The organism is Kitasatospora cinereorecta, assembly GCF_024172095.1.
GTDB classification, from domain to species: domain Bacteria; phylum Actinomycetota; class Actinomycetes; order Streptomycetales; family Streptomycetaceae; genus Kitasatospora; species Kitasatospora cinereorecta.
Window position 1 is genome coordinate 151,593 of the sequence record NZ_JAMZDX010000001.1, and the last position, 26,882, is coordinate 178,474.

At 73.3% G+C, this 26,882-nt stretch carries 28 protein-coding genes and 1 riboswitch; of the genes, 16 read left to right on the forward strand and 12 right to left on the reverse strand.

From position 1 onward, the window contains the following. Window positions 1-48 precede the first annotated feature (48 nt). Window positions 49-537 (reverse strand): hypothetical protein, encoded by a 489-nt coding sequence (locus FHR36_RS00775; RefSeq protein ID WP_253792790.1) that lies wholly within the window; start codon window positions 535-537, stop codon window positions 49-51. A gap of 93 nt (window positions 538-630) precedes the next feature. On the opposite strand from FHR36_RS00775, the gene arfB reads away from it, so the two are divergent. Next, window positions 631-1,062: an alternative ribosome rescue aminoacyl-tRNA hydrolase ArfB gene (arfB, locus tag FHR36_RS00780; RefSeq protein ID WP_253792792.1), complete on the forward strand. Its 432-nt coding sequence runs from the start codon at window positions 631-633 to the stop codon at window positions 1,060-1,062. A gap of 127 nt (window positions 1,063-1,189) precedes the next feature. Here the strand turns inward: arfB and FHR36_RS00785 are convergent, their stop codons facing one another. Next, complete coding sequence (locus tag FHR36_RS00785) at window positions 1,190-1,717, reverse strand: flavin reductase family protein (protein WP_253792795.1); 528 nt, start codon at window positions 1,715-1,717, stop codon at window positions 1,190-1,192. A 355-nt stretch (window positions 1,718-2,072) separates the two neighbouring features. Between FHR36_RS00785 and FHR36_RS00790 the strand changes: the two genes are divergently transcribed. Together FHR36_RS00790 and FHR36_RS00795 are read left to right on the forward strand one after the other, a co-directional pair. Beyond that, window positions 2,073-4,067, forward strand: a complete 1,995-nt coding sequence (locus FHR36_RS00790) for a diguanylate cyclase domain-containing protein (protein ID WP_253792796.1) — start codon at window positions 2,073-2,075, stop codon at window positions 4,065-4,067. Window positions 4,068-4,145: 78 nt separating this feature from the next. After that, window positions 4,146-5,069 (forward strand): carbohydrate-binding protein, encoded by a 924-nt coding sequence (locus tag FHR36_RS00795; RefSeq protein ID WP_253792798.1) that lies wholly within the window; start codon window positions 4,146-4,148, stop codon window positions 5,067-5,069. A gap of 30 nt (window positions 5,070-5,099) precedes the next feature. Here the strand turns inward: FHR36_RS00795 and FHR36_RS00800 are convergent, their stop codons facing one another. The 4 genes from FHR36_RS00800 to FHR36_RS00815 all read right to left on the reverse strand — a co-directional run bounded on the left by FHR36_RS00800 (window position 5,100) and on the right by FHR36_RS00815 (window position 9,203). Next, window positions 5,100-5,963 (reverse strand): class II fructose-bisphosphate aldolase, encoded by an 864-nt coding sequence (locus FHR36_RS00800; RefSeq protein WP_253792800.1) that lies wholly within the window; start codon window positions 5,961-5,963, stop codon window positions 5,100-5,102. A gap of 83 nt (window positions 5,964-6,046) precedes the next feature. Further along, window positions 6,047-7,216, reverse strand: coding sequence for an N-acetylglucosamine-6-phosphate deacetylase (gene nagA, locus FHR36_RS00805; RefSeq protein WP_253792802.1), 1,170 nt, complete (start codon window positions 7,214-7,216; stop codon window positions 6,047-6,049). After that, window positions 7,213-8,145 carry an ROK family protein gene (locus tag FHR36_RS00810; RefSeq protein WP_253792804.1) on the reverse strand — a complete coding sequence of 311 codons (933 nt, stop codon included), beginning with the start codon at window positions 8,143-8,145 and terminating at the stop codon, window positions 7,213-7,215. The genes nagA and FHR36_RS00810 overlap by 4 nt, the downstream gene beginning before the upstream one ends. Window positions 8,146-8,282: 137 nt before the next feature. Beyond that, window positions 8,283-9,203 carry an SIS domain-containing protein gene (locus tag FHR36_RS00815; RefSeq protein ID WP_253792806.1) on the reverse strand — a complete coding sequence of 307 codons (921 nt, stop codon included), beginning with the start codon at window positions 9,201-9,203 and terminating at the stop codon, window positions 8,283-8,285. 190 nt (window positions 9,204-9,393) lie between these two features. On the opposite strand from FHR36_RS00815, the gene FHR36_RS00820 reads away from it, so the two are divergent. The 4 genes from FHR36_RS00820 (at window position 9,394) to otsB (ending at window position 12,736) form a co-directional block, all read left to right on the forward strand. Beyond that, on the forward strand, window positions 9,394-10,188 hold the full coding sequence (locus FHR36_RS00820) for a DeoR/GlpR family DNA-binding transcription regulator (protein ID WP_253792808.1): 795 nt from the start codon (window positions 9,394-9,396) through the stop codon (window positions 10,186-10,188). Between the two features lie 127 nt (window positions 10,189-10,315). Then, window positions 10,316-11,581: an extracellular solute-binding protein gene (locus FHR36_RS00825; protein ID WP_253792810.1), complete on the forward strand. Its 1,266-nt coding sequence runs from the start codon at window positions 10,316-10,318 to the stop codon at window positions 11,579-11,581. 10 nt (window positions 11,582-11,591) lie between these two features. Beyond that, entirely contained in the window at window positions 11,592-11,819 is a 228-nt protein-coding gene (locus tag FHR36_RS00830) for a DUF3263 domain-containing protein (RefSeq protein ID WP_253792812.1), read from the forward strand. 65 nt (window positions 11,820-11,884) lie between these two features. After that, window positions 11,885-12,736: a trehalose-phosphatase gene (otsB, locus tag FHR36_RS00835; RefSeq protein WP_253792814.1), complete on the forward strand. Its 852-nt coding sequence runs from the start codon at window positions 11,885-11,887 to the stop codon at window positions 12,734-12,736. Window positions 12,737-12,757: 21 nt separating this feature from the next. Here the strand turns inward: otsB and FHR36_RS00840 are convergent, their stop codons facing one another. The 3 genes from FHR36_RS00840 to FHR36_RS00850 form a co-directional block, all read right to left on the reverse strand. Next, the gene (locus tag FHR36_RS00840) at window positions 12,758-14,227 is read right to left on the reverse strand and encodes an alpha,alpha-trehalose-phosphate synthase (UDP-forming) (protein WP_253792815.1); all 1,470 of its coding nucleotides are present in this window, start codon (window positions 14,225-14,227) and stop codon (window positions 12,758-12,760) included. Between the two features lie 70 nt (window positions 14,228-14,297). After that, window positions 14,298-14,774, reverse strand: coding sequence for a hypothetical protein (locus FHR36_RS00845; RefSeq protein ID WP_253792816.1), 477 nt, complete (start codon window positions 14,772-14,774; stop codon window positions 14,298-14,300). Window positions 14,775-14,814: 40 nt separating this feature from the next. Further along, the gene (locus tag FHR36_RS00850; RefSeq protein WP_253792817.1) at window positions 14,815-15,819 is read right to left on the reverse strand and encodes a glucosyl-3-phosphoglycerate synthase; all 1,005 of its coding nucleotides are present in this window, start codon (window positions 15,817-15,819) and stop codon (window positions 14,815-14,817) included. Window positions 15,820-15,983: 164 nt separating this feature from the next. Beyond that, a riboswitch (SAM riboswitch) is annotated at window positions 15,984-16,114 on the forward strand. 17 nt (window positions 16,115-16,131) lie between these two features. Between FHR36_RS00850 and thrC the strand changes: the two genes are divergently transcribed. From thrC to FHR36_RS00880, 6 genes are all read left to right on the forward strand, one after another. Further along, window positions 16,132-17,415, forward strand: a complete 1,284-nt coding sequence (gene thrC / locus FHR36_RS00855; protein WP_253792818.1) for a threonine synthase — start codon at window positions 16,132-16,134, stop codon at window positions 17,413-17,415. Between the two features lie 32 nt (window positions 17,416-17,447). Continuing rightward, complete coding sequence (locus tag FHR36_RS00860; RefSeq protein WP_253792819.1) at window positions 17,448-17,726, forward strand: MoaD/ThiS family protein; 279 nt, start codon at window positions 17,448-17,450, stop codon at window positions 17,724-17,726. Window positions 17,727-18,241: 515 nt separating this feature from the next. Continuing rightward, a complete protein-coding gene (locus FHR36_RS00865; RefSeq protein ID WP_014137493.1) occupies window positions 18,242-18,448 on the forward strand; it encodes a cold-shock protein in 207 nt (68 codons plus the stop codon). Window positions 18,449-18,719: 271 nt separating this feature from the next. Further along, a complete protein-coding gene (groL, locus tag FHR36_RS00870; protein ID WP_253792820.1) occupies window positions 18,720-20,342 on the forward strand; it encodes a chaperonin GroEL in 1,623 nt (540 codons plus the stop codon). A 141-nt stretch (window positions 20,343-20,483) separates the two neighbouring features. Then, window positions 20,484-20,843: a DUF8819 family protein gene (locus FHR36_RS00875; protein ID WP_253792821.1), complete on the forward strand. Its 360-nt coding sequence runs from the start codon at window positions 20,484-20,486 to the stop codon at window positions 20,841-20,843. Next, window positions 20,840-21,100: a DUF4031 domain-containing protein gene (locus FHR36_RS00880; RefSeq protein WP_253792822.1), complete on the forward strand. Its 261-nt coding sequence runs from the start codon at window positions 20,840-20,842 to the stop codon at window positions 21,098-21,100. Before FHR36_RS00875 ends, FHR36_RS00880 begins: the two co-directional genes overlap by 4 nt. Here the strand turns inward: FHR36_RS00880 and FHR36_RS00885 are convergent. Then, window positions 21,097-21,735 carry an HD domain-containing protein gene (locus FHR36_RS00885; protein WP_407660772.1) on the reverse strand — a complete coding sequence of 213 codons (639 nt, stop codon included), beginning with the start codon at window positions 21,733-21,735 and terminating at the stop codon, window positions 21,097-21,099. The two genes, FHR36_RS00880 and FHR36_RS00885, sit on opposite strands and share 4 nt — an antisense overlap. 88 nt (window positions 21,736-21,823) lie before the next feature. On the opposite strand from FHR36_RS00885, the gene FHR36_RS00890 reads away from it, so the two are divergent. The 3 genes from FHR36_RS00890 to FHR36_RS00900 all read left to right on the forward strand — a co-directional run bounded on the left by FHR36_RS00890 (window position 21,824) and on the right by FHR36_RS00900 (window position 23,934). Continuing rightward, window positions 21,824-22,231 carry a PadR family transcriptional regulator gene (locus tag FHR36_RS00890; protein WP_253792826.1) on the forward strand — a complete coding sequence of 136 codons (408 nt, stop codon included), beginning with the start codon at window positions 21,824-21,826 and terminating at the stop codon, window positions 22,229-22,231. After that, window positions 22,228-23,184 carry a hypothetical protein gene (locus tag FHR36_RS00895; protein WP_253792828.1) on the forward strand — a complete coding sequence of 319 codons (957 nt, stop codon included), beginning with the start codon at window positions 22,228-22,230 and terminating at the stop codon, window positions 23,182-23,184. Before FHR36_RS00890 ends, FHR36_RS00895 begins: the two co-directional genes overlap by 4 nt. Before the next feature lie 75 nt (window positions 23,185-23,259). Then, window positions 23,260-23,934 (forward strand): copper homeostasis protein CutC, encoded by a 675-nt coding sequence (locus FHR36_RS00900; protein WP_407660773.1) that lies wholly within the window; start codon window positions 23,260-23,262, stop codon window positions 23,932-23,934. A 67-nt stretch (window positions 23,935-24,001) separates the two neighbouring features. Here FHR36_RS00900 and FHR36_RS00905 read toward each other — a convergent pair whose 3' ends face one another. Then, entirely contained in the window at window positions 24,002-24,736 is a 735-nt protein-coding gene (locus FHR36_RS00905; RefSeq protein WP_253792832.1) for a Type 1 glutamine amidotransferase-like domain-containing protein, read from the reverse strand. A 49-nt stretch (window positions 24,737-24,785) separates the two neighbouring features. After that, window positions 24,786-26,861, reverse strand: coding sequence for a HelD family protein (locus FHR36_RS00910; protein ID WP_253792834.1), 2,076 nt, complete (start codon window positions 26,859-26,861; stop codon window positions 24,786-24,788). Window positions 26,862-26,882: the final 21 nt, after the last annotated feature.

Genomic DNA, 26,882 nt, shown 5'->3' on the forward strand with positions numbered 1-26,882 from the left:
GGTGGGTTCCGTCACGAACCGTCGGTGTTCGGTGCGCCGCGGATGGTCTCAGATCCGGGGGAAGCGCGCCTGGACGGTCCAGATCGCCGGATTGTCGCCGAGCCCCTCGTGCAGGTCGGTGAGGTCCGCGAGGACGTCCTGGAGGAAGTCCCGGGCCTCCCGGCGCAGCTCCGCGTGGCGCACCACCAGCGGCTCGTCCCGCTCCCGCCACGTCCCGCTGATCTCCACCCAGCCGAAGCGGCGGGCGAACCGCAGCAGCTCCGTGTTCTGGGTGAAGTCCAGGTCGGCGGTCTGCACGGTCGACGCCCGGCTGCCCTGCGGGTGCTCGTCGAGCCGCTCGACGATGTCGCACAGCGCCCACGCGAAGTCCAGCACCGGCACCCATCCCCAGGCTGTGGACAACTCGCCCTCGCCGGAGTCCAGGAACACATCGCCGCAGAACAGGTCGTGGCGCAGGCTGCGGACCGGCGCGGAGCGGTAGTCCGTCTGCGGCGGGTCGGGGAAACGGTTGGAGAGGGAGTAGCCGAGCTCGATCACACCGGACATTGTCCCGGGTGGCGGGGGAAGCCGTGCGCCGGAAGTGCGATTAACCGCGTGACGGGGAGGTCGGGCGGGCGGGATGATGGGCGCATGCCTGAGCCCATTCGCGTCCGCGGGTCTGTCGTCGTCCCCGACGCCGAGCTCGTCTGGCGCTTCTCCCGTTCCTCCGGCCCCGGTGGCCAGCACGTCAACACCTCCGACACCCAGGTCGAGCTGCGGTACGACCTGGCCGCGTCCGAGGCACTGCCGCCGGTCTGGAAGGCGCGCGCCCTCGAACGGCTCGCCGGGCGACTGGTCGACGGCCGCGTCCTGGTCGTCCGCGCCTCCGAGCACCGCTCGCAGTGGCGCAACCGCGAGGTCGCCGCGGCGCGGCTCGCCTCGCTGCTCGGCGAGGCCACCGCCCCGCCGCCGAAGGCCCGGCGGGCCACCAAGCCGACCCGGGGCATGATCGAACGCCGCCTGGAGAACAAGCGGCACCGCGCGAGCCTCAAGGAAGGCCGCGGCCGCATCCGCCCGGAGTGACTCTTCAGGGGCTCGGGGAACTGCGAGGCCGACCACGGGTGGGGCGAGCCGGACCGACGGACGTACGGAAGCCTTCGGGCCCGTCCCTTCCGCCGCGCGCAGTTCCTCGCGCCCCTGTGGCGTCCCCTCAGCCCAGTTGGCGGTAGGCGGAGCGGAAGTAGAGCAGGGGGCGTCCGGAGGGGTCGGGGACGGTGGCTTCGAGGACGCGGCCGAGGACGAGGGTGTGGTCGCCGGCGGGGATGCGCTGTTCGGTGCGGCACTCGACGGTGGCGAGGGCGCCGTCGACGAGCGGGGCGCCGGAGTGGGGGCCGCGGTGGTGCGGGGTGTCGGCGAACAGCAGGCGGTCGCTGAGGCGCCCCTTCATGGCGAACCGGGAGGCGAGCGTCCGCTGCTGTTCGGCGAGCAGGGAGACGGCCCAGGTGTCGGTGCGGGCGAGCAGCTCGTCCATCCGGGAGTCCTCACGGACGGAGATCAGCACCAGCGGCGGCTCCAGCGAGACCGACAGGAACGAGGTCGCGGTCATCCCGACGTCCTCGCCGTCCTCGGGGTCGTGGGCGGTCACCAGCGTCACCCCGGAGGCGAGCTGGGAGAGCGCGGCCCGGAACTCGTCGGGGCTCGCGGTGGGCGCGGCGGAGGGCTGTGGGGAGCTGTACACGTACCGCACGGTAGTACCCGTGTCCGGTCACCGGTATCGGGCCCTGGTCGTAGGACCGGCTCGGCCGGTGGGCTGAGCCGGGCACGCGTCCGTGCGAGCTGACTCACTCTCAGGAGTGAGCGGGGCTTGAGAAGGTCGCTGGTCGGACCGACGTGAAGGTGGTCCGCTGTCAGGGATTGCCCTGGTTTCGGTAGGTTCTCCGGGATTGACTGGCGTGCACATTGTGTGATTTGAGTCACAGTGGCAGGCTATTGCTGACCGAGCGTGCCTATCGCAGTGCTCCCTGTGATTCAGTTCTTCTGGCAATCGGACGATAACCATCAAGACCTATCCGAAGCAGCCGGGGAGCCCCCGCATGGAAGCCGAGTCGGAGCCCTACGTCCGCCTCGCGACCCTCCGCACCTTGCACCGGGTCGTGGCGGACCTCAACGCTGCCCGGAGCCTGGCCGGCACCCTTCAGGCCGTGGTGGAAGGCGCCGTGCACGGGCTCGGGTTCGACGCGGCGGCGGTGAGTCTGGTCCGGCCGGACGGCGACCTGGTGATCGCGGCGGTCTGGGAGATCGAGGAGAGCGCCTTCGGCGGCCCGGCCGTCCTGCTCGGCCAGGTGGGCTCGCGCGAGTCGTGGGAGCGGATGCTGGGCGTCGCCGACCACTGGGGCACGCTGCGCTTCCTGCCGTTCGACCGGGGTTGGGCGGTCGGCACCGACATCCCCAGCTGGACCGGGGACGGTCCGCTGCCGGTGTACTCCAACGACTGGCACCCGCGGGACATCCTGCTCGCCCCGATGTACAGCGCCGGCGGCGACCTGCTCGGTGTGCTGTCGGTGGACCGGCCGCGCAGCGGCAAGCGGCCCGGCGCGTGGACCCGCGAGGCGCTGGAGATGTTCTCCCTCCAGGCGTCCATCGCCATCGGCAACGCCCGGCTGCGGGCCGAGATGCAGCGGGCGCTGGCCCGGCTGGAGAAGGAGCAGCAGGCGCTGCGGGCGAGCGAGGAGAGCTTCCGGCAGGCGTTCGAGTACGCGCCCAGCGGGATGGCCATCACCGAACTGCACGGCGACGCGATGGGGCAGCTGACCCGGGTCAACGACGCGCTCTGCCGGCTGCTCGGGCGGCCCCGGGCGACGCTGCGCCAGCAGCGCTTCGCCGACCTGGTCCACCCCGAGGACCTCGAACTGCTGCGCCGCACCAGCGCCGAGGGCGGCCGGGCCGAGCTGCGGCTGTCCCGCCGGGACGGCGGCTACCAGTGGGTCTGCCTGCGCAACTCGGTGGTCGCCGACGCCACCGAGGGGCCGAGCTTCCTGCTCACCCACGTCGAGGACATCGAGGACCGCAAGCGCCACGAGCTCCAACTCGCCCACCGGGCCAGCCACGACGCGCTCACCGGCCTGCCGAACGGCGCCGAGCTGCGCGCCCGGCTGGGCCGGCGGCTGTGCAACCTGCCGCAGCCGGTGGGCGGTTCGCTGGTGCCGGGCGAGCGCGCCGCGGCGGCGTACGCCGACCACGGGGAGCCGGCCTACGTCGGCCAGGTCTTCCCGGGCGGGCCGTACGGCTCGTACGGCCCGGACGCCTCGTGGGGCGACCCGTCCCGCGGCGACACCCACGGCGAGGGGCGATACCGCGAGGGCCCGTACGGCGAGCTCCCGTACGGCGAGCTCCCCTACGGCGGCGACGGGCCGTTCGACCCGGACGGCTCGTACAGCGCGCACAGCGCCCACGACGGGCTCGGCGCCCCCGGGCCCCTGGTGCACGGCTACGCCGTCCCGGACGGGGCGCTGGAGCGCGACCGCGAGGCGTTCGCGGCCGGCCACGTGCTCCGCTACAGCGGCGCCCCCGCCGACCATGTGCACGCGGTGGTCCCGGCCGACCCGGCGCAGGGCGAGCTGTGGGGCCAGACCCGGCGCGGGAGCAGTGCGCCCGCACCGGCCGACAAGGGCCTCGCGGTGCTCTTCTGCGACCTGGACGGCTTCAAGTCGGTCAACGACCGGTTCGGGCACAACGCCGGCGACGCGGTGCTGATCGAGGTCGCCCGGCGGCTCCAGCAGGTCGTCCGGGAGGGCGACACGGTCGCCCGGATGGGCGGCGACGAGTTCGTGGTGCTGGCCGACGGCATCGGCCGCGAGGAGGCCAAGGACCTGGCCGGCCGGCTGCGCAACGCGATCATCCCGCCGATGCGGATCGACAACCGGGCCATGCGGGTCGGGGTGAGCCTGGGCATCGGCTGGGCGGGCTGCGGGATGAGCATCGACGAGGTGCTGCACGCGGCCGATGAGCGTATGTACGACGAGAAGCGGGCGCGTGGAGGCTCCGTGAGGGGCGCGCGCGGAGAGCGTTCACACCGCCGAGCGGGCTAAGACCGGCGCATACCGGCTTTTTCGGTCTCCGGCGACGGCAGGTAGGGTTCCCGAGTACGAGCGTCCAGGACTGGGGAGTTGACCGTGACCACGGCCGGCAGCAACGACGCGCCCGAGAGCGGCGCGGGCGACGAGGACCCCTTCGCCTACCTGTACCGTCCTGCGGACGGCGAGGCGGCACCCGCTGACCGGCCGCGCAGCTCCTACAACCGCCCGATGGAGGTCGGCCGGGCCAGCTACGGTGCGCCGGCCGCCCCGCAGCACCCGTACGGCCGCCCGGTGGCCGCCGCGTCGGACGCGCCCACCACGGCCGTCCCGCAGCAGTCCCGCTACGCCGAGCGCTCCCGGCCGCAGCCCGGCGAGGACCGGCCCGGCGGCGGGCGCGGCAAGGCGGCGGTGATCGGCGCGGTTGCCGTGGTCGCGGCGATCGCCGTCGGTGCGGGCATCGCGCTGTCCACCGGCGACCCGGACGGCAAGCCCTCCGCGAACGCCGGCCACTCCAGCGCCCCGGCGCAGCCCAGCAGCGCCGCCCCGGCGTCGCCGTCCGCCCCGGCCTCGGCCGCCGCGGGCACCGACCCGGTCGCCGACGCCTCCAAGCTGCAGGCCCAGGGCGCGACGCCGGCCAACGCGGTGAAGGGCGCGATCTCCGCGGACGGCGGCTACCTGTCGCTCCTGCCCGGCTCCTCGGTGACCTGGACGGTCTCGGTGCCGACGGCCGGGCAGTACAAGTTCTGGCTGCACTTCAACAACACCGGCGGCGACCTGCCGGCGGCGGTGTCCGTCAACGGCCAGGACCGCGAGGGCGGTGTCACCTTCAAGAACTACTCGAAGGGCAACACCGACCCCGGCCAGGCCTGGTACAACACCAACATATGGCCGCAGCTGCAGGCGGGGACGAACACCCTCACGGTGTCCGTGCCCGCCGGGAGCAGCGGCGGTGTCCTGCTCGACCAGGTGGCGCTGACCGCCATGTCCGTGGGCACCTACCCCGGCGGTCATTGACCCCAGGGTCGGTCGGCCCTGCCGGGCCGGTCAGCCCTGCCCGCCGCCCGCGACCACGCGGGCCAGGTGGGCGACGGTCTGCGCCATGGCGGTGCGGGCCGGATCCAGGTACTTCCGGGGATCGGTGACGGCCGGGTTCTCGGCCAGGTGCGCGCGGACGGCCGGGGTGAACGCCAGGTTGAGCGCCGTGCCGATGTTGATCTTCACCATGCCGGCGGCCACCGCGCCCCGCAGCTCCGCGTCGGGCACGCCGGAGCTGCCGTGCAGCACCAGCGGGACGGGCACGGCGGCGGCCAGCCGACCGATCAGGCCGTGGTCGAGCGCGGCGGTCCGGGTGGTCATCGCGTGCGAGGAGCCGACCGCGACCGCGAGCGCGTCCACGCCGGTGTCGGCGACGTAGCCGGCGGCCTCGGCCGGGTCGGTCCGGGCGCCCGGGGCGTGGGCGGACAGCGGCGCCTCGCCGTCCTTGCCGCCGACCCGGCCGAGTTCCGCCTCCAGGTACAGGCCGTGCCGGTGCGCCCAGGCCGCGGCCTCGGCGGTGGCCTTGACGTTCTCGTCGTGGGGCAGGTGGGAGGCGTCGAACATCGCCGAGGAGAACCCGGCACCGGGCGCGGCCCGCAGCAGGTCGGCGTCCTCGACGTGGTCCAGGTGGAGCGAGACGGCGACCCGGGCCGCGGCCGCGACCTCGGCGCAGGCGCGGGCCAGTGGCAGCAGCCGTCCGCCGTGGAAGCCCACCGCGTTCTGGCTGATCTGGAGGATCACCGGGGTGTCGGCGGTCTCGGCGCCGGCCGCGATGGCCTCGGCGTGCTCCAGGGTGATGACGTTGAAGGCGGGCAGGCCGCGGCGGTCGGCGACGGCGGCGGCGAGCAGGTCGGACGTACGGGCGAGAGGCATGGGTGTCCCAGGGGAGGTGAGTAGCGGGGCGCAGGGGATTCCGCTGCTCACCTCCCGCCGGGACGGGTGCCCGGTGCGGGGTCTCAGCCCGCGTGGGCCTTGGTGAGGCGGTCCGCGCCGACGATCCACTCGCCGCGGCGCATCACCGCGACGAGGTCGAAATCGGGGTCGAGCACGACGAGGTCGGCGTTCTTGCCTGCCTCCAGGGAGCCGATCGAGTCCGCCAGGCCGAGCAGCCGGGCCGGAACGGTGGACAGGGAGGTGACCGCCTGGTTCAGCGAGAGGCCGAGGACGGTGACGGCGCGCTTGAACGAGACGTCCAGGGTGAGGGTGGAGCCGGCGATGGAGCCGCCCTCGACCAGCCGGGCGACGCCGTTCTCGACCCGGACCTGCAGCGGGCCGAGCGGGTAGAGCCCGTCGCCCATGCCGGCCGCGCCCATGGCGTCGGTGATCAGCGCGACCCGCTCGGCGCCGGCCGTGCCGTACGCCAGGTCGAGCACCGAGGGGTGCAGGTGGATGCCGTCGTTGATCAGTTCGACGGTGACCCGTTCGTCCTCCAGCAGGGCGACGATCGGGCCGGGGGCGCGGTGCTGGATGCCCGGCATCGCGTTGAACAGGTGGGTGGCGACGGTGGCGCCGGCCTCGACCGCCTCCAGCGTCGTGGCGTAGTCGGCGTCGGTGTGGCCGACCGCCGCGATCACGCCGAGGTCGGCGAGCATCCGGACCGACTCCAGGCCGCCGGGCAGCTCGGGCGCGAGGGTGACCATGCGGGCCCGGCCGCGGGCGGCGTCGACCAGCTTGCGCACCAGCGCCGGGTCCGGGTCGCGCAGCAGGTCGGGGCGGTGGGCGCCGCACCGGTTGTTCGAGATGAACGGGCCCTCGAAGTGGACGCCGGCCAGCACCCCGTCCTCGACCAGTTCGGAGAGGACGGCGGCCTGCCGGCAGACCTCGTCGATCTCCCCGGTGACGGTGGAGGCGACCGTGGTGGTGGTGCCGTGCTCCAGGTGGGTCCGCGCGGCCCGCAGCGCCTCCTCGGCCACGCCGGAGGCGTACGAGGCGCCGCCGCCGCCGTGCACGTGCAGGTCGACGAAGCCCGGGACGACGGTGTGTCCGGCGAGGTCGAGGTCGCCCGGCTCGGCGTCCCCGCCGAGGGCCGCGATGCGGGTGCCCTCGATCGTGAGCCGGCCCCGGTCGACGACGCCGCCCGGCAGCACCAGTCGGGCTCCGGCGAGGGCAATGCGGTCCGCGGTCACGCGGTCACCTCCATGGAGAGCAGATCCCAGGCGAGCAGGCCCGCGCCCAGGGATGCGGCCGTGTCTTTGAGCATCGCCGGTACGACCTTCGGGGGCATCTGGAAGGTCAGGCGCTCGGAAACCGCGGCGCGCAGGGGCGTAAAGAGCGTGTCACCGGCCTCCGCCAGGCCGCCGCCGACGATCACCGTCGACGGGTCGAGCAGGCTCTGGGCCAGCACGATCCCGTCGGCGAGCGCCTCGACGGCGGTCCGCCAGATTCCGACGGCGCGCGGGTCGCCGGCCTCGACCGCCGCGGCGCAGGCCGCGGCGTCGGCGTCCGGGTCGCCGACCGCCTCGGCCCAGGCCCGGGAGACCGCGGAGGCCGAGGCCAGGGTCTCCAGGCAGCCGAGGGCGCCGCAGCCGCACTTCGGTCCGCCGGGGCGGACCACCACGTGGCCGATCTCGCCGCCGTAGCCGTGGGCGCCCGCCTCGATCCGTCCGTCGATGCCGATGGCGCCGGCGATGCCGGTGCCCAGCGCGATGAACAGGAAGCGGTCGACCCCGCGGCCGGCGCCGATCCGGCCCTCGGCCAGTCCGCCGGAGCGGACGTCGTGGCCGAGCGCCACCGGCAGGCCGCCGAGCCGCTCGCCGAGCAGCTTGCGCATCGGCAGGTCCCGCCAGCCGAGGTTGGCGGAGAAGACCGCGATCCCGTTCTTCTCGTCGATCGTCCCCGGCACGGCCACGCCCGCGGCGAGCGGGGCGCGGCCGAACCGGGCGCGGCCCTCGTCCGCCAGGTCGGCGGCGAAGTCGAGGATGGTGGCGACGACGGCATCCGTGCCGTGCTCCCGCCCGGTCGGTCGGCGTGCTTCGTACAGCACGGAGCCGTCCTGGGCGACCAGCGCGGCCTTCATGCCGGTGCCGCCTACATCGAGTGCGATGACGTGCTTCACGGGGGACAGTTTCCCTTGGCCGGGTCGGAGAGGTCTAGTCCAGTTGCTCGATTGGTCTGGTCCATGGAGGGTGAGGTTTGTCGTGTTCGGGGTACTCCAGGGTGGTTTGCGTCTCCGAGAATAGGCTCGGAACGGGGTCAGCCGAGGATGATCGAGCGGGTCAGGTTGCGCGGCCGGTCCGGGTCCAGCCCGCGGTGCTCGGCCAGCGCCACGGCCAGCTTCTGCGCCCGGACCAGGTCGGCCAGCGGGTCCAGGCCGCCGTCGCCGGAGTCCGCCACCAGCAGCCCGCCGGTCGCCGCGATGTCCTCGGCCAGCCCCTGCGGCGGCTCGCCGAAGGACCAGGCCGCGCGGCCCGGCGCGGTGATCGAGATCGGGCCGTGCCGGTACTCCATCGCCGGGTAGGCCTCGGTCCAGGCCAGCGACGCCTCGCGCATCTTCAGCCCCGCCTCCTGGGCCAGGCCGTTGGTCCAGCCGCCGCCCAGGAAGGTGAACTGCTCGCAGGCCACCAGCTCGGCCGGCACCTCCCAGGCCACCGCCCGCTCGGCGTCGGCGGCCGCCCGGGCCACCGTGGCGACCCCGGCCGGCAGCGCGCCCTCGATCTCCAGGTGCGCCCGGAGCAGGGCCAGCACGGTGGTGGCGAAGCGGGTCTGCACCACCGAGCGCTCGTCCGCGAAGCCCAGGTCGACCAGGTGGTCGGCGACGCCGGCGATCGGCTGCGAGATGTCCGCGGTGATCGCCGTGCTCGGCGCCTTCACCTCAGACAGCAGGCGCAGGACCTCCGTCGTGGTGCCGGAGCGGCTGATCGCCAGCACCCGGTCGTAGCTGCGCCGGTACGGGAACTCCGACGCTGCGAAGGCGTCGGTCTCGCCGTGTCCGCCGGCCTCGCGCAGCGCGGCGTACGCCTGCGCCATGAACCACGAGGTGCCGCAGCCGACCACGGCCACGCGCTCGCCGCGCTGCGGCAGGTCGGCGGCCGAGACGCCGGCCTGGGCGGCCGCGGTGCGCCAGTCGGCGGGCTGGGTGGCGATCTCCTCGCCGGTCAGAGAGGGGTACGGCATGGGTACGGGCTCCTTCGAGGTTCCCTACTGCTTGCGTAAACCTGATTGATTTATAGCCTTTTCGCGCAGGATTGCGCAATGGGGCGGGGGGTGGAAGCCCGTGACCCGCCGCGCGCCGGGGTGCGGATGTGCAAAGCTGTGCGTGTTTCGCGCGGTCCCGCGCGTTGAGTGCGCAGGAGGGGCGACACCCGTGTCCAGGTACGAGCGGTGGAACGCGCTGCTGGAGCTGCTGGCCGAGCACGGCAAGCTGGAGGTCGAGGAGGCCGCCGAGGCGCTGAGCGTCTCCGCCGCCACCATCCGCCGCGACCTCGACCAGCTGGCCCGGCAGCAGATGGTCACCCGCACCCGCGGCGGCGCCGTCGCCCACAACGTCTCCTACGACCTCCCGCTGCGCTACAAGACTGCCCGCAACGCCGACGCCAAGCAGCGGATCGGCGCGGCGGTCGCGGGCCTGATCGCCCCCGGCGAGGTGGTCGGCCTCAATGGCGGCACCACCACCACCGAGGTCGCCCGGGCGGTCGCGGTCCGCCCCGAGCTGACCGAGCGCCCCGAGGGCGGCCCCGGCCAGGCGCTCACCGTGGTCACCAACGCGCTCAACATCGCCAACGAGCTGACCGTCCGGCCGCAGGTGAAGATCGTGGTCACCGGCGGGGTGGCCCGCCCGCAGTCGTACGAGCTGATCGGCCCGCTGGCCGGCCTGGTGCTCTCCGAACTCGCCCTCGACATCACCGTGCTCGGCGTCGACGCGATCGACGTCGAACACGGCGCCACCGCGCACCACGAGGGCGAGGCCAGCGTCAACCGGCTGCTCGCCGAACGGGCCCGCCGGGTGGTGGTCGCCGCCGACTCCTCCAAGCTCGGACACCGCGCCTTCGCCCGGATCTGCGGCGTCGACCGGATCGACGCGCTGGTCACCGACGACGGCGTGGCGCCCGAACTCGCCGCCGCCTTCACGGAGTCCGGCGTCGAGGTGATCGTCGCGTGACGTCCGCGTTGCGCATGACGCAACGTCGGCTGACACTTCGATAACGCCGCGACCTGGAGGTCTGGACCACCACGGGGGATTCCTGCGAGTGTGGCCGCCGCTACCTTTAGTGAAGGCGGTTGCCCCCGTGAAGAGACCCGTCCTGCTGCCCCTCACCCTCGCCGCCGGCCTGCTGCTCGGCGGCTGCGGCACCATCACCGGCGGATCCGGCGGGGACGTCACCCTCCGGATGGTCGCCGCCGACTACGGGGACAGCGACGCCACCGGCACCGGCCACTACTGGGACGACGTGGTCCGGCGCTTCGAGGACACCGCGCCGGGCTTCAAGGTCTCGGTGGAGGTGGTCAGTTGGAACGACATCGACAAGCATGTCGCGGACCTCGTCAAGGCCGGCAAGGTCCCCGACATCGTGCAGACCGGCGGCTACGCCGACCAGGTCGCCGCCGACCGGCTCTATCCCGCCAGCGACGTGCTCTCCATCGACACCCAGGCCAACATGATCGACGCCTTCGCCAAGGCCGGCCAGGTGCTCGGCAGCCAGTACGGCATCCCCTTCGTCGCCTCCACCCGGGTGTTCGTCTACAACAAGGCGGTCTTCCAGAAGGCCGGCATCACCACCCCGCCCGTCACCTGGGACGACCTGAAGAAGGACGCCGAACTCATCAAGTCCAAGGTCCCCGGCGTCACCCCGTACGCCCTGCCGCTCGGGCCCGAGGAGGCCCAGGGCGAATCGACGATCTGGACCATGAGCGGCGGCGGCTCGCTCGCCGACAACGCCGGCAACTACACCATCGACTCCACCCAGAACCGGGCCACCTTCGCCTGGCTGCGGACCAATCTGATCGACCGTCACCTCACCTACCCCGACCCGGGTACCGTCGACCGCAAGACCGCCTTCGCGGACTTCGCGGCCGGCAAGGTCGCCATGCTCAACGGCCACCCCGGCCTGATCCAGAAGGCCGTCGAGGCGAAGATCGACTACGGTACGGCGGCCATCCCGCGCCGCGACGCCGCCGCCAGGCCCGGCACCCTCGGCGTGGCCGACTGGATGATGGCCTTCAAGGCCAACGGGCACAAGGCGGAGATCAAGAAGTTCCTCAACTTCGTCTACCAGAAGGAGAACACGCTCAAGTTCGACGAGGAGTACAACCTCCTCCCGGTCACCCAGGACACCCGCGCCGAGATGACCGGCAGCGGCAAGCACCAGGACCTCGCCGAATTCCTCAACGCCCTCCCCAACGCCAACTTCTACCCGCTCGGCGACCCCTCCTGGGACAAGGTCAGCGGCCTGGTCAAGCAGCGGATCGGCGGCGCCGTGAAGCCCGACGGCGACAAGGTCCTCGCCGACCTCCAGACCGCCGCCGCCCAGGAAGCCGGCCGCGCCCGCCACTAATCTTTACGGCGTGGCAGAGCTGAGTGAGCGGGACCTGGCGGTGCTGGGGCTGGAGGCGCGGAGCTGGCGGACGGTCGGCGCGAAGGAACAGGCCGTCCGCGAGGAGCTCGGCATCTCCGCCACCCGCTACTACCAGCTGCTGAACGCCCTGCTGGACCGCGAGGAGGCCCTCGCCCACGACCCGGTCCTGGTCAACCGCCTCCGCCGCCTCCGCGACACCCGCCGCCGGGCCCGCTAGACCGCTCGCGCCGGGCGGCGGCGCCGGTCACGGGTATCGGCGCAGGGGGTGGGTACGGTCGGGGCATGGGTATTGCGGAGCCGAGGACGGCGGCGGGGCGGGACGGGCTGGCCGGGGTGCTGGCGGAGCCGGAGCGCACGGTGGTGGCGCTGGACTTCGACGGGACGCTGGCGCCGATCGTGCCGGATCCGGACCGGGCGCGGGCACTGCCCGGGGTGGCGGCGGCGCTGTCCGCGCTGGCCCCGCTGGTCGGCGCGGTGGTGGTGGTGACCGGGCGGCCGGCGGCGAAGGCGGTCGAGTACGGCGGGCTGGCCGGGGTGCCGGGGCTGGAGCACCTGACCGTACTGGGCCACTACGGCGCCGAACGCTGGGAGGCCGGGACGGGCGAGGTGACCGCGCCAGAGGTGCACCCCGGCGTGGCGGCCGTCCGCGCCGAACTGCCCGCCCTGCTGGGGCGGGAGGACGCACCCGCGGGCACCTGGATCGAGGACAAGGACCGCGCCCTGGCCGTGCACACCCGCCGCACCCCCGACCCGGACGCCGCCGTGGCCCGGCTGCGCGAGCCGCTCGCCGCGCTGGCCGCCCGGCACGGGCTGCTGGTCGAGCCCGGCCGGATGGTCCTGGAGCTGCGCCCGCCGGGCGTGGACAAGGGCGCGGCGCTGAACGGCTTCCTGGCCGGGCGGGTGCGCGGCCCGGTGGTGTACGCCGGCGACGACCTCGGCGACCTGGCCGCCTACGCGGCGGTCGAGAAGCGCCGCGCGGACGGCCTGCCCGGCCTGCTGGTGTGCAGCGCGCCGGTGACCGGCGAGCCGCCGGTGCGCGAACTCGCCGACCGGGCGGACCTGGTGGTCCCGGGCCCGGCCGGCGTGGTGGACCTGCTCACCGCACTGGCCGCCCGGATCGGCGGCGAGCGCTGACACAGTGGGCGGAGCCCGGGTTCAGCCGAGGGCGGTGAGCTGGTCGAGGAACCACTGCTGGGGTGGGAGCGCGGTGGCCGCGGCGGCGAGCCGCTTGGTGCGGTCGGCGCGTTCGCCGGCGGGCATGGTGAGGGCCCGGTGCAGGGCGTCGGCGGTGGCGATGACGTCGAAGGGGTTGACGGTGATGGCATCCTCGGCGAGTTCGGCGAAGGCGCCGGCCTCCCGGGAGAGCACCAGCGCGCAGCCCTGGTCGGAGACCACCGGGATCTCCTTGGCGACCAGGTTCATGCCGTCCCGGATCGGGTTGACCAGGGCGACGTCGGCCAGCCGGTAGGCGGCGAGCGAGCGCGGGAAGTCGTCGTTGACGTGCAGGATCAGCGGCTGCCAGGTGGAGGTGCCGAACTCGTCGTTGATCTCGTGGGCGATCCGCTGCACCGCCGCGGTGTACTCGCGGTACTCCGGGAGGTCGTGCCGGGAAGGGTAGGCGAAGGCGATGTGCACCACCCGGTCCAGCCACTCGGGGCGGGTGCGCAGCAGGTGCCGGTAGGCGAGCAGGCCGCGGACGATGTTCTTGCTCAGCTCGGTGCGGTCGACCCGGACGACGGTCCGGCGCTCGCCGACCGCCTCCCGCAGGGTGGCCAGCCGGGCGTCCACGTCGGGGCGGTGTGCCCGTTCGCGCAGGAAGTCGGCGTCGGCGCCGAGGCCGTGCACGCCGAGGGCGGTGGTGCGGCCGCGGTACGTGACGGTGAGTGCCGCGCGGTCCACCTCGGCGCCGAGCAGGGCCTCGCAGCAGTCGGCGAAGGCGAGCGCCCAGCGGCGGGTGAGGAAGCCGGCCCGGTCGGCGCCGAGGATGCCGGTGAGCACCTCGGCCGCGACGTCGTCGGGCAGCAGGCGGTAGTACTCGGGCGGGGCCCACGGGGTGTGCGAGAAGTGGCCGATCCGCAGGTCGGGGCGGAGCTCCCGGAGCCGGCCGGGGACCAGTGACAGGTGGTAGTCCTGGACCAGGACGGCGGCGCCCGGGGCGGCCTCGGCGGCCAGCGCCTCGGTGAAGGCGGTGTTGTACGCGCCGTAGGACTCCCACTCGCGGCGGAAGCGCTCGTCGAAGACCGGCGAGGTGGGGGTGTCGTAGAGCAGGTGGTGGACGAACCACAGGGTGGAGTTGGCGATGCCGTTGTACGCCCGGGCGAAGGTGCCCGGGTCGATGTCCAGCATCCGGACGGCCTGTCCGCCGACGTCGTGCCCGGCGAGGTCGAGCCGGCCGTCGGGGGCCTGTCGGGCAGCCGTGCGGTCCGCCTCGGAGAGGGCGGCGCACACCCAGACCGCGTTGGGGTCCTCGATCGCGGAGAGACCCGAGACCAGGCCGCCGCCGCCTCTGCGCAGGGTCAGTGTCCCGTCGTCCTCGCTGGTGAAGGACACCGGACCCCGGTTGGAGGCCACCAGGATCGGGGCGGAGCCGGACGGATCGGGGCGTTCGGTCGCGAGATCGGCCATACAGCCAACCTTGCCGCCGTTCCTTCCACGCAAACCACTCGGCACGGCCGGGGCGGGTGAACAACCTGGGTCATCCCCGGGAGTCGTACCCGTTCGGCGGTCCGGACTCAAGCAGCGGCACCACGGCGGGCCACCACGGCGGCCGCCCCCCGGGGCAGCGCTCGGGCCGGTAGTGGCCGTCCGGCGGGGCGACGGTGAGGGCCGCGTCCACGGCGGCGCAGCCGGCCAGCGCGACCAGTCCCGCCAGGCCCGCCGCCCCGAGCGCCACCCCCAGCCGGGCCGGCCGGGAGAGCGCCAGCACCGCGACGAACGGCGCCGGGAAGGCGGCGAGGAACGCCGCGAACCCCAGCAGGGTCCAGGGGAAGCCGCTCAGCGGGCCGTGGTCGGCGAGCGCCGCCGCGGCGCCGGGCGTCGTCCCCGCGCAGTAACCCCAGCTGCCTCGCGCGAGGTCGCCGACCGCGGCGGCGGTGGCGATCCCCAGCACCGGTCCGACCACCAGGGCCAGGCAGCCGGCGCCGGTCCGGGCCCGGGTGTCCGTCGGCCGCATGCGCTCCCCTTCCGTCGCGGACGGGGACGCCGCGGCCGGGTCAGCGGTTGCGGTACTCCGGGACGGTGGCCATCGGGGGGCGTTCGGTGGCGGAGACGTGGTGGGTGTGCCAGGTGAAGGCGCGGGTGGCGGCGTCCCGGGTGAACTGGGTGAGCTCCGGGTGGACCAGGTCGGCGGCGGCCTTGAGGCGGTGGGTGCGGTCGAGGCGTTCCAGGGCGGTGCGGTAGATGGTGGCGGCCATCCGGCCGAGGGCCTGGCCGTCCTGGTGGCGGTGGTGGCGGACGCCCACGTCGACCTGGGCGAGGGCGTCCAGGCCGACCTCGTCGAGGGCGTCGACCAGCAGGCCGAGCTCCACGCCGTAGCCGGTGGGGAAATGTAGCCGTTCCAGCAGCGAGCGGCGGGCCGCGTACTCGCCGCCGAGCGGCTGGACGAACCCGGCCAGCTGCGGCCAGTGCAGGTTCAGCAGTGGCCGGGCGACCAGCTCGGTGACCCGGCCGCCGCCGGCCGGCACGACCGCGCCGCCGGTCTCCAGCGGCCGGTCGTACATGGCCTTGACCAGCTGGACCGACGGGTCGGTGAGCAGCGGTCCGACGATCCCGGAGACGAACACCGGGTCGAACTCGCGCAGGTCGGCGTCGATGAAGCAGACGATCGCGCCGCGGGTGACCAGCAGCGAGCGCCAGAGCACCTCGCCCTTGCCCGGCTCGGCGGGCAGTCGCGGGAGTATCGAGTCGCGGTGCACGACCCGGGCCCCGGCCGCGGCGGCGGTCTCCGCGGTGCGGTCCACCGAGCCGGAGTCGACCACCACCAGCTCGTCCACCAGCGGCACCCGCTCCATCAGCTCCGTCCGAATGGCGGACACGATCTCGCCGACCGTCGGCTCCTCGTCCAGGGCGGGCAGCACCACGCTGACCGTGCCCGCCGGACCGGCCGCGCGCTTGGCGGCCAGCAGTGTCTCGACCGGCCGGGCCGCCGCTGTCCAGGAGCGGCGGCGCAGCCACGCGGCCACCTCCGGAAGGACGCCGGGGTCGAACTGCTCGGTCAAGATCTCGCTCCTCGTCTCGGCCGTCTCGGGGATCGGACGGCATGGGGTGACGGTCGGGGCCTTCGGTTACAGTCTTCGTACTGCGATCAGACCTTCGCACGTCGGGGTCGGTCGTGGCGCACGACCGCAGGTTCGGTCGTGGCGCATGACCCACAACTTCACAGAGCTCATCCAGAGGGACTGAGGGAACGGCCCGTTGACGTCCCGGCAACCCTCCCGCGCGGCTTTCGCAGGCCCCCGCGGGACAGGTGCCAATTCCGTCCCGTGGCGCGCCCGCGCACGGGGAAGATGAGGAGAGAGGCCTCCGCCACCATGGCTACTGCCACACCCGTACCCTCGACGACCGTCGACCTCGGCCCCGCCGCCGCGCTGTCCTGTCGCGAGTGCGGCACCCGCTTCCCGCTCGGTCCGAGCTTCGCCTGCCTGGAGTGCTTCGGCCCGCTGGAGATCGCCTACGACTTCGGCTCGTACGAGGCCGCGGAGCTGCGCAAGCGGATCGAGGCCGGTCCGGCGTCGATCTGGCGCTACGCCCCGCTGCTGCCGGTCCCGGCGGACGTCGCCGACAAGCCGAACCTGAACCCGGGCTGGACCCCGCTGGTCAAGGCCGACAACCTGGGCCGCGAACTGGGCTTCACCGCACAGCTGCACATCAAGGACGACTCCGGCAACCCGACCCACTCCTTCAAGGACCGGGTGGTGGCCTGCGCCATCGAGGCCGCCCGCGCCTTCGACTTCACCACCCTCTCCTGCTCCTCCACCGGCAACCTGGCCGGCGCGGTGGGCGCGGCCGCGGCCCGGGCCGGCTTCAAGTCCTGCGTGTTCATCCCGCACGACCTGGAGCAGGGCAAGGTCGTGATGGCCGGGGTGTACGGCGGCGAGCTGGTCGGCATCGACGGCAACTACGACGACGTGAACCGCTTCTGCTCCGAGCTGATCGGCGACCCGGCCGGCGAGGGCTGGGGCTTCGTCAACGTCAACCTCCGCCCCTACTACGGCGAGGGCTCCAAGACGCTGGCGTACGAGATCTGCGAGCAGCTCGGCTGGCGGCTGCCCGAGCAGATCGTCATCCCGATCGCCTCCGGCTCCCAGCTCACCAAGATCGACAAGGGGCTGCAGGAGCTGATCAAGCTCGGCCTGGTCGAGGACCGGCCGTACCGGATCTTCGGCGCCCAGGCCGCCGGCTGCTCCCCGGTCTCCGCCGCCTTCAAGGCCGGCCACGACGTGATCCGCCCGGTCAAGCCGGACACCATCGCCAAGTCGCTGGCGATCGGCAACCCGGCCGACGGCCCGTACGTGCTGGACATCGCCCGCCGCACCGGCGGCGCGGTCGAGGACGTGACCGACGCCGAGGTGGTGGCCGCGATCAAGCTGCTGGCCCGGACCGAGGGCATCTTCGCCGAGACCGCCGGCGGCGTCACCGTGGGCGTACTCAAGAAGCTGGTCGAGACCGGGCAGCTGGACCCGGCCAAGGAGACCGTCGCGATCAACACCGGCGACGGCCTGAAGACCCTGGACGCGGTCTCCGACGCCGGCATGACCGCCGTCATCAAGCCGTCGCTGGAGTCCTTCCGCGCCGCCGGCCTGGCCTCCGCCTGACCTTCCCCCACCCCCTTCCGAGGAGGACGCACATGAGCGCCACCGTCCGCATTCCCACCATCCTGCGCACCTACACCGGCGGCTCCGCCGAGGTCACCGCCGAGGGCGCCACCCTGGCCGCGGTCATCGCGGACCTGGAGGCCAACCACACCGGGATCTCCGCCCGTCTGCTGGACGACACCGGCAAGCTGCGCCGTTTCGTCAACGTCTACGTGAACGACGACGACGTGCGCTTCGCGGACGGACTGGAGACCGAGATCAAGGCCGGTTCGTCCGTTTCGATCATTCCCGCGGTGGCCGGCGGCTGCTGAGTCCGCGACGGCGCCCCATAACGTCCCGGAGCCGCCGTCGGGGCCGGAATTCCGATTTCCGGTCCCGGCGGCGGCTCTCGGCCTGCCGGGGGAAATTTGCGCACGTGAGGGGGTATAGAGTGCGATCACGGCCGTCTCTTCCGGCCGATCCGCCCCCACCCGCCGGACCCGCCGGGTCGGGTACGCAGGGCCCGTCCGCTCGCTGAGACGGGAGGCGGCCGGACGGCCGCCCGAGATGTCAGGTCGTCGTCATAATTCTTCCGGCGATTCGCGGTTCTTTGGTCCGTTATGTCCCCGCACAAATGTCGCCGATGCGGCTTTCGCCCCGTCATATCCCTTGATGCGACGGCGCATTTGCCGGGGGTTGGGCCTGTTGCGCAGGGCGCATATCCGGATACATTCAGCCGCGACAAGGCTGCGCCTCCGGGGGGGTTCCCCAGGTACGGCCTTACAGACCTGGGGTCCGCAGCGTGCGGACCCGTGCAGGGCCAGCACAGCACAAGGGGAGTTCGGAAATGGCTCAGGGCACCGTCAAGTGGTTCAACGCCGAGAAGGGCTACGGCTTCATCGCGGTCGACGGTGGAGCGGACGTCTTCGTCCACTACAGCGCGATCCAGATGGACGGCTACCGCACCCTCGAGGAGGGCCAGCGGGTGGAGTTCGAGATCTCGCAGGGACAGAAGGGTCCGCAGGCGGACATGGTCCGTGCAGCCGGGGCCTGATCCCACGGCACACTCGGCGACAGGCCCGTACGACTCGTTCGTACGGGCCTGTCGTCATGTCGGCACACGGCCGCGCACCGGTCGATTGGGCTTGCACTCGCCCACCCGGAGTGCTAATCATTGGCGTTAGCACTCACAGCGTGAGAGTGATAAGCGGACCGGGTCGGTGAGGCCCCGGGAGCGGAAGGGGACAGGACCCCCGCTCGCAGGGCCGTCCGTCGCGGGCACCTCTGGTCCGAGCAGTCGACCGTGTCCCGGAGGACCACTTCTGATGGCCAAGATCATCGCCTTTGATGAGGAAGCTCGCCGCGGCCTTGAGCGCGGCATGAACCAGCTTGCCGACGCAGTGAAGGTCACGCTCGGCCCCAAGGGTCGCAACGTCGTTCTGGAGAAGAAGTGGGGCGCCCCCACGATCACCAACGACGGTGTCTCCATCGCCAAGGAGATCGAGCTCGAGGACCCCTACGAGAAGATCGGCGCGGAGCTCGTCAAGGAGGTCGCCAAGAAGACCGACGACGTCGCGGGTGACGGCACCACCACCGCCACCGTGCTGGCCCAGGCGCTCGTCCGCGAGGGCCTGCGCAACGTCGCCGCCGGCGCCAACCCGATGGCCCTGAAGCGCGGCATCGAGAAGGCCGTCGCCGCCGTCTCCGACCAGCTCCTGGCCCAGGCCAAGGACGTGGAGACCAAGGAGCAGATCGCCTCCACCGCCTCCATCTCCGCCGCCGACACCCAGATCGGCGAGCTCATCGCCGAGGCCATGGACAAGGTCGGCAAGGAAGGCGTCATCACCGTCGAGGAGAGCAACACCTTCGGCCTCGAGCTCGAGCTCACCGAGGGCATGCGCTTCGACAAGGGCTACATCTCCGCCTACTTCGCGACCGACCTGGAGCGCATGGAGGCGACCTTCGAGGACCCGTACATCCTCATCGCCAACTCCAAGATCTCCTCGGTCAAGGACCTGCTCCCGCTGCTCGAGAAGGTCATGCAGAGCGGCAAGCCGCTCGTCATCATCGCCGAGGACGTCGAGGGCGAGGCCCTGTCGACCCTGGTCGTGAACAAGATCCGCGGCACCTTCAAGTCCGTCGCCGTCAAGGCCCCGGGCTTCGGCGACCGCCGCAAGGCCATGCTCGGCGACATCGCCATCCTCACCGGCGGCACCGTGATCTCCGAGGAGGTCGGCCTCAAGCTCGAGAACGCGGGCCTCGACCTGCTCGGCACCGCCCGCAAGGTCGTCATCACCAAGGACGAGACCACCATCGTCGACGGTGGCGGCGACAGCGAGCAGGTCGCCGGTCGCGTGAACCAGATCCGCGCCGAGATCGAGAACTCGGACTCGGACTACGACCGCGAGAAGCTCCAGGAGCGCCTGGCCAAGCTGGCCGGCGGCGTGGCCGTCATCAAGGCCGGTGCCGCGACCGAGGTCGAGCTCAAGGAGCGCAAGCACCGCATCGAGGACGCCGTCCGCAACGCCAAGGCCGCCGTCGAGGAGGGCATCGTCGCCGGTGGTGGCGTCGCCCTGCTGCAGGCCGCTGTCGCGTTCGACAAGCTGGAGCTCGAGGGCGACGAGGCCACCGGTGCCAACATCGTCCGCGTGGCGCTCGAGGCCCCGATCAAGCAGATCGCGACCAACGCCGGCCTCGAGGGCGGCGTCGTGGTGGAGAAGGTGCGCAACCTCCCCGCCGGCCACGGCCTGAACGCCGCCAGCAACGAGTACGTCGACCTCATCGCCGCGGGCATCATCGACCCGGCCAAGGTCACCCGCTCCGCGCTGCAGAACGCCGCCTCCATCGCGGCGCTCTTCCTCACCACCGAGGCCGTCATCGCCGACAAGCCGGAGAAGGCCTCCGCGGCCGCCGGCGGCGGCATGCCGGGCGGTGACATGGACTTCTGATCCTTCCGAGGATCGGCTGCTCCACACGCTCTGCGAGGGCGGTCTCCCCATCCGGGGAGGCCGCCCTCGCGGCGTTTCACTCCACGAGGACCCCGCTCCACCTCGATCGGGTGGACCGGGCCGGTGCGGGAGAATGGGGGGATGGCCAGTTCTGAGATCGAATCCGCCCTGCACAGTGCCCGTGCGCTGATCCTCGCCGACCTGACCGCCCGGGACGTGGCGGACGCGGCGGTGGTGTCGCTGGTGGAGGACGCGGTGACGCACCGGCGGTGGTGGCTGGAGCAGTGGCCCGAGGGCACCGCGTACGTGCTGGGGCTGGTCGCGCAGGACGTGCAGGACGCGCTGCTGGAGGCGTACGGGCGCTGGCCGCTGTGCGCCGCGTGCGCGCAGGACGAGGACGACCCGCACGCGCTCAGCGTGGAGCCGGAGTTGGGGCCCGACCCGCACTGGGTGTGCGGGAAGCGCGGCGTGGTGGTGGCGCCGGTCGGGGGCCTGGCGTGATCCTGATCGACCCGCCGAACTGGCCCGGCCACGGGAAGTACTGGTCGCACCTGGTCAGCGATGTGTCGTACGAGGAACTGCACGCCTTCGCCGAGCGGCTGGGCGCGCCCGCGAAGGGCTTCGAGCGGGACCACTACGACGTCCCGGCGTCCTGGTACGAGAAGGCGGTGGCGCTGGGCGCCGAGCCGGTGGGCAGCAAGGAGTTGGTGGCCCGGCTGACCGCCGCCGGGCTGCGGCGCCGGAAGGCCAGGTCCTAGCTCTCCAGGCTCCTGAGTTCGGCGGCGAGGTTGGCCCGGGCGGGGGCGTCGAAGCGTGCACGGGCGGCCGGGGTGCGGTAGAGCGCGGGCAGGTCGAGGAGTTGGCGCAGGATCGCCGCGCGGCCCGTGCGGAACGCGTCGTCGGGGACGAAGCCGTACTCCTCGCGGACTGCGGCCGCGTAGCGGGCGTACTCCGGCGGGGTGCCGCCGAGGACGGCGAGGTCGGCGTCGCAGAGCACCTGGCCGTTGCGGTCGTCGGCCGCCGGGTCGTGGGTGACGGTGAGCCGGACCAGCCGGGCGACCTCGGCGACCCGCTCCTCGGCGAGGCCCGCCTCGCGCAGGGCGCGGACGGCCAGTTGGGCGCTGCGCTCCTCGTTCTCGGAGCGGTCCGGGCGGTAGATGGCGTCGTGGAACCAGGCGGCCAGCCGGACGGCGTCCGGGTCGTCAGCGTGCCCGGCGAGGGCGTCGACGTGGTCGAGGACGGCCCGCAGGTGGTCGGTGGTGTGGTAGCGGCGCTGCGGCTCGGCCCAGCGCTCCAGCAGGTCCCGGCCGTACGGGTCGGGGTCGGCGGTGGCGTCGCAGCGCAGCAGCAGCTCGCGCCAACGGTCGGACAGCTCGGTGGTCATGACGCCCATTCTGCTCCCTGCCCGTTCCTGGTTTCTCGCTGCCTCTTTCGCGATTCCAGGTGACAGCATATGCCGGTGACCGGTATATGTAAGAGACATGACTGAACGTTCGATGCAGGAGCCGACGCTGCTCCTGCTCACCGCACTGGCGGACGCGCCCAGGCACGGCTACGCGCTGATCCTGGAGATCGCCGCGATCTCCGGCGGCCGGGTGCGGATGCGCACCGGCACGCTGTACGGGGCCCTCGACCGGCTGCTCCAGCAGGGCCTGGTCGAGGTCGAGAGCGAGGAGGTGGTGGACGGCCGGGCTCGGCGCACGTACGCGCTCAGCGACTCCGGCCGGGAGGTGCTCGCCGCCGAGGCGGAGCGCCTGCGGACGGTGGCGAGCGAGGCGGAGCGCCGGCTCGCCAAGCCCCGGCCGGCCCCGCGCGGCGCGTTCGCGCGCCTGGCGACGGGTCGTGGCGCGCTCGGTCGCGGCCTGTCCGTGCAGGGGGTGTTCGCATGAGCAGCTGGGGGGCGAGGAAGGCGCTGCGGCTGTACCCGGCCCGGTACCGCAGCGAGCACGGGGACGAACTGGCCGGGGTCTACGAGGACACCACCGCCGGGGCCGGACCGATCGTCCGGGCCCGGGAGTTGGCGGACCTGGCCGGGTACGGGCTGCGGCTGCGCACCGGGCTGACCTCCGGCGCGATGCCCGGCCGGCTGCTCGGCCTGGCCGCGCCGTTCGCCGCGGGGGCGCTGGCGACGCCGGGGCTCGGCCTGCTGGCCGAGATGGCCCTGGACGTGCGGCACGGCCACGCCCTCGCCCTGATCCCCCACGACCCGCGATTCGTCCTGGCCAAGGTCGCGGCGCTGGGCTGCCTGCTCGGCGCCGTCGCCGCTCTCTTCGGCCGGTGGCCGCTGGCGCGCTGGGCGGTCGCGGTCGGCTCCGCGGCCTGGCTGGCCTACACCGTGGCGTGGATCGGGCTGTTCTCGGGTTACCGCCTCAGCGGCATCGTGGTCGAGCTGGCGCTGACCACCGCCCCGTGGATGCTGTGGAGCCTGCTGCTGCTCGCCGCACCGCCGGACCTGCACCGGCCGCCGAGCCGGGCGCGCACGGCGGCCCTGCTCGCCGGGGCGGCGTTGGGCGGACCGGTGCTCGCGGACGTGATGTTCGGGCCGATGTTCTTCCCGTACCGGGTGGTGCTGTGGGACGTGGCCGCACCGGCCCTGATGGCCCTGGAGGTGCTGCTGCTGGTCCTCGCGGTGCCGGCCGCCCGGCGGGGCCGGCTGCTGCCCGCGGCGGGCGCGATCGCGGGCCTGCCGGTCGGCCTGGTCGGGCTGGTGGTCGCGGCGGCCGGAATGCTGGGCGGACGGCCGGGCATCGCGCTGGTGGTGGGCGGCCTCGTCGTCTTCGGCGTGGTGGTCGAGCGGCTGTGGCGCACGCCCGTACCGGAGCTGGAGCGCTCGGCGGTCTGAGCGGTCGGCTGCGCGGGGGTGGGGGGCTCGATCTCGGGGCCCGGATGTGGCAAGGTAGCCGATATGTCTAGACCAATGTTCGAAGTCATCGCGCTGACCGTGCAGGATGCCGTGGCCGCCGAGTCCGGCGGCGCCGACCGGCTCGAACTGGTCACCGACATGGCCGCCGACGGACTCACCCCCGCGGTGGCCGACTTCGCCGCCATCCGCGCCGCCGTCCGCATCCCGTTGCGGGTCATGCTGCGCATCCGGGACGGCTTCACCCCGGGCGGCCTGGACGAGCTGACCGCCCGCGCCGCCGCGCTGCGGGCCGAGGGCGCCGAGGAGTTCGTGTTCGGCTTCCTCGGCACCGACGGCGGCGTCGACCTGGCCGCCACCACCGCGCTCGCGCGGGCGGTGGACGGCTGCCGCTGGACCTTCCACCGGGCGATCGACCACGCGGCCGACCGCGCCGAACTGCGCGCCGCTGTCGCCGACCTGCCCGGCCTGGACACCTTCCTCACCTCCGGCGCGGCCGCTGGCGTCGACGCCGGCCAGGAGGTGCTGGCCGGCGAACTCGCCAAGGCCGGCGACCCCGGCTACCGCCAGCACATCCTGGTCGGCGGCGGCCTGCGCGCCGAACACGTCCCCGCCCTGCGGGCCGCCGGCTTCGACGGCTTCCACATCGGCGGCGCGGTCCGCGACGGCGGCTGGTCGGGCGCCGTCTCCGCCGCCAAGGTCGCCGACTGGCGGACCCTGCTTGACGCCTGACGCCTGACGCCTGACGCCTGACGCCTGACGCCTGACGCCGCCTCGCCGCCGGAGGTCCGGTCGGGTGTCAGGGGGAGGGCAGCAGGCGCGGTTCGAGGCGGTGCTCGACCGCGGTGTCGCCCTTGCGTTCGACGATGTAGGCCCCCTTGCCCGGGGTCTCGGCGACCGCCTCCACCAGCTCGGTGCCGCGGTAGACGAGGCCGACGCCGTCGTCGGTGCAGTGGGTGGTGGGCAGCGTGCCGTCCGCGACCAGGCGGTGGACCAGCGGACGGCGGCCCGGGTCGACGTCGTAGTGGACGCCGTTGCCGTACGGGAGCAGACCGAGCGCGTCGGTGATCGGCCGCAGCTCGCGGCCGAACGAGTCGGTGGTGCCGCCCCGGAACCAGCAGATCGAGCCGGCGCTGACCCCGCTGAGCACCACCCCGGCCTCCCACGCCCGCCGGAACACCGCGTCCAGGCCGTGCACCCGCCACACCGCCAGCAGGTTGGCCACCGAGCCGCCCATCACCCACACCACGTCCTGCTCCAGCACGGTGCCCTCGATGTCCTCCAGGTTGGGCATCGGGAAGAGCTGGAGCGGGGTCAGGTCGAACCCGGCCACCCTGGCCGCCTCCGTCATCCGTGCGGTGAAGTGCTCGGCGTCGCCGATCGCCGTCCCCACGTACATCACCCGGGGCCGGCGGCCGTGCGCACCGGACAGCTCGACCGCGTGGTGCACCAGGGCGTCGAACTCGACCATGGTGCGGGTCCCGGAGCGGTGTCCGCCGGAGGTGGCGAGGATGGTGGGTTCAGAGGCAGCCATGCCCCGTGATCCTAGGGTGTGCCGTTCGGTCCCGGACGACCGGTACGGGTCAACCGAGTTGGGGCGGCAGCGGCTGCGCGTGCAGGACGTGCAGCCCGGAGACGGCCCGGGTCAGCGCCACGTACAGGCGGCGCAGACCGGTCCGCTCGTCGGGCTCGCCGGCGACCACGGCGGCCGGCTCGTCGAGCACCACGTAGTCGTACTCGAGGCCCTTCGCCAGTGAGGCCGGGACCAGGGTCAGCCGGGCCTCGGCGGTGGTCTCGGTGCCGGGGTCGAGGAAGGGCAGCCCGGCCGCGGTCAGTGCCTCGGCGAGCAGCGGGATCCGAGCGTCGGCGGCGATCAGGCCGGTGGAGCCCTCGTGGGCCAGCGCGGCGCGGCAGGCGTCCACCACGGCGGCGGTCGCGGTCGGGTCGTCGGCGACCGGGGTGACGGTGAGCGAGCCGGGCGCCTCGCGGACCGAGGTGGCCGGGGCCAGGCCGGGGGCGATGGCGGGCAGCAGCCGCGAGGCGTACACGATCACCTCGTCGGGCACCCGGAAGCCCTGGGTCAGCTCCTCGATGTGGGCCGACGGCTTGCCCAGGTGGTGCAGGGCCTCCGGCCAACTCGCGGTCGCCCACGGGGTGGTGCCCTGGGCGAGGTCGCCGAGGACGGTGGCCGAGCCGGTCGAGCAGCGGCGGCCGACGGCGCGGTACTGCATCGGCGAGAGGTCCTGGGCCTCGTCGACCACCACGTGGCCGAGCGAGGGGGTGCGCTGGACCAGGTCGGCGGCCTCGTCGACCAGGACGGCGTCGGCGGCCGACCACTGCGCGGTCTTCGCGGAGCGGGCCGGCTTGGCCCACAGGACGGTCCGCTGCTCCTCCGCGGTGAGGATGCCGTCCGCCGCCGCGGCGAGGAACTCGGCGTCGCCCAGCAGCCGGTGGACCAGCTTCACCGGGTCGACCGGCGGCCAGCAGGCCTTGACCACGGCCTTGACCGCGGTGTTGCGGGCGACCGCGTCCTGCACCCGGTCGTCGGGGGCCTCGCCGCCCTGCTCCATCTTGAGCAGCACGGCATGCGCGATCCGCTGCGGCAGCGCCTCGGCAGCCGCGCCGTAGCGGATCTCGCGGCCCTTCAACTCCTCGATGATCTCGACCAGTTCGTACGCCGGGACGCGCCAGCGGCGGGAGCCGCGGACCACCACGCAGGGCTCGGTCGGCAGGGTGATGCCGGACCGGACGGCGCGGCGCAGCACCTCGGCCATCCGGGCGTCGCCCTTGATCCGGGCCACCTCGGCGGAGTCGGCGCCGCGCACCTCGACGTGGGCGACCAGCTCCTGGACGGTCGCCTGGGCGACGTCCAGCTCGCCGAGGGCGGGCAGCACCTGTTCGATGTAGTGCAGGAAGGAGCGGTTCGGGCCGATCACCAGCGTGCCGGTGCGGGCGAGCCGCTCGCGGTGCGCGTACAGCAGGTAGGCGACGCGGTGCAGGCCGACGGCGGTCTTCCCGGTCCCGGGTGCGCCCTGGACGCAGACGGTGCCGGTGATGTCGGCGCGGACGATCTCGTCCTGCTCCGGCTGGATGGTGGCGACGATGTCGCGCATCGGGCCGACGCGGGGCTTCTCGATCTCGGCGGCGAGCAGCGCGGAGCGGGTGTCGGCCTCGGCCGGGTCGGACAGGTTCTCGTCCTCGTACGCCGTCAACTCGCCGCCGGTGTAGCCGAACCGGCGGCGCTTCTCGACGTCCATCGGGTCCTTGCGGCTGGCCCGGTAGAAGGGCTGGGAGACCGGCGCGCGCCAGTCGATCACCATCGGGTCGCCGTCGGCGTCGTGGACGTGCCGACGGCCGATGTAGAAGCGCTCCCCGCCGCCGCCCTCGGACAAGTCCTCGCTGATCGCGTGCAGGTAGTCCAGGCGGCCGAAGAACAGCGGGGTGTGGGCCAGGTCGGCCAGTGCGGCGATCCGCTGCTCGATCTGGTTCTGCAGGACGGCGGCGGAGACCCAGGTGCCGGTGACGTCGCGCAGGTCGAGCGACTCGACGTCCTCGCGCATGGCCTTCAGCGCGGCGCGGGAGGAGGCGAGGTGGTCGCGCTCGCGCTGCAGCGGATCGGTGGTGGCCCCGGCGGTGGCATCGGTGGTGGGGGAGTGCACGGCGAACCTTCCCGGCTGCCC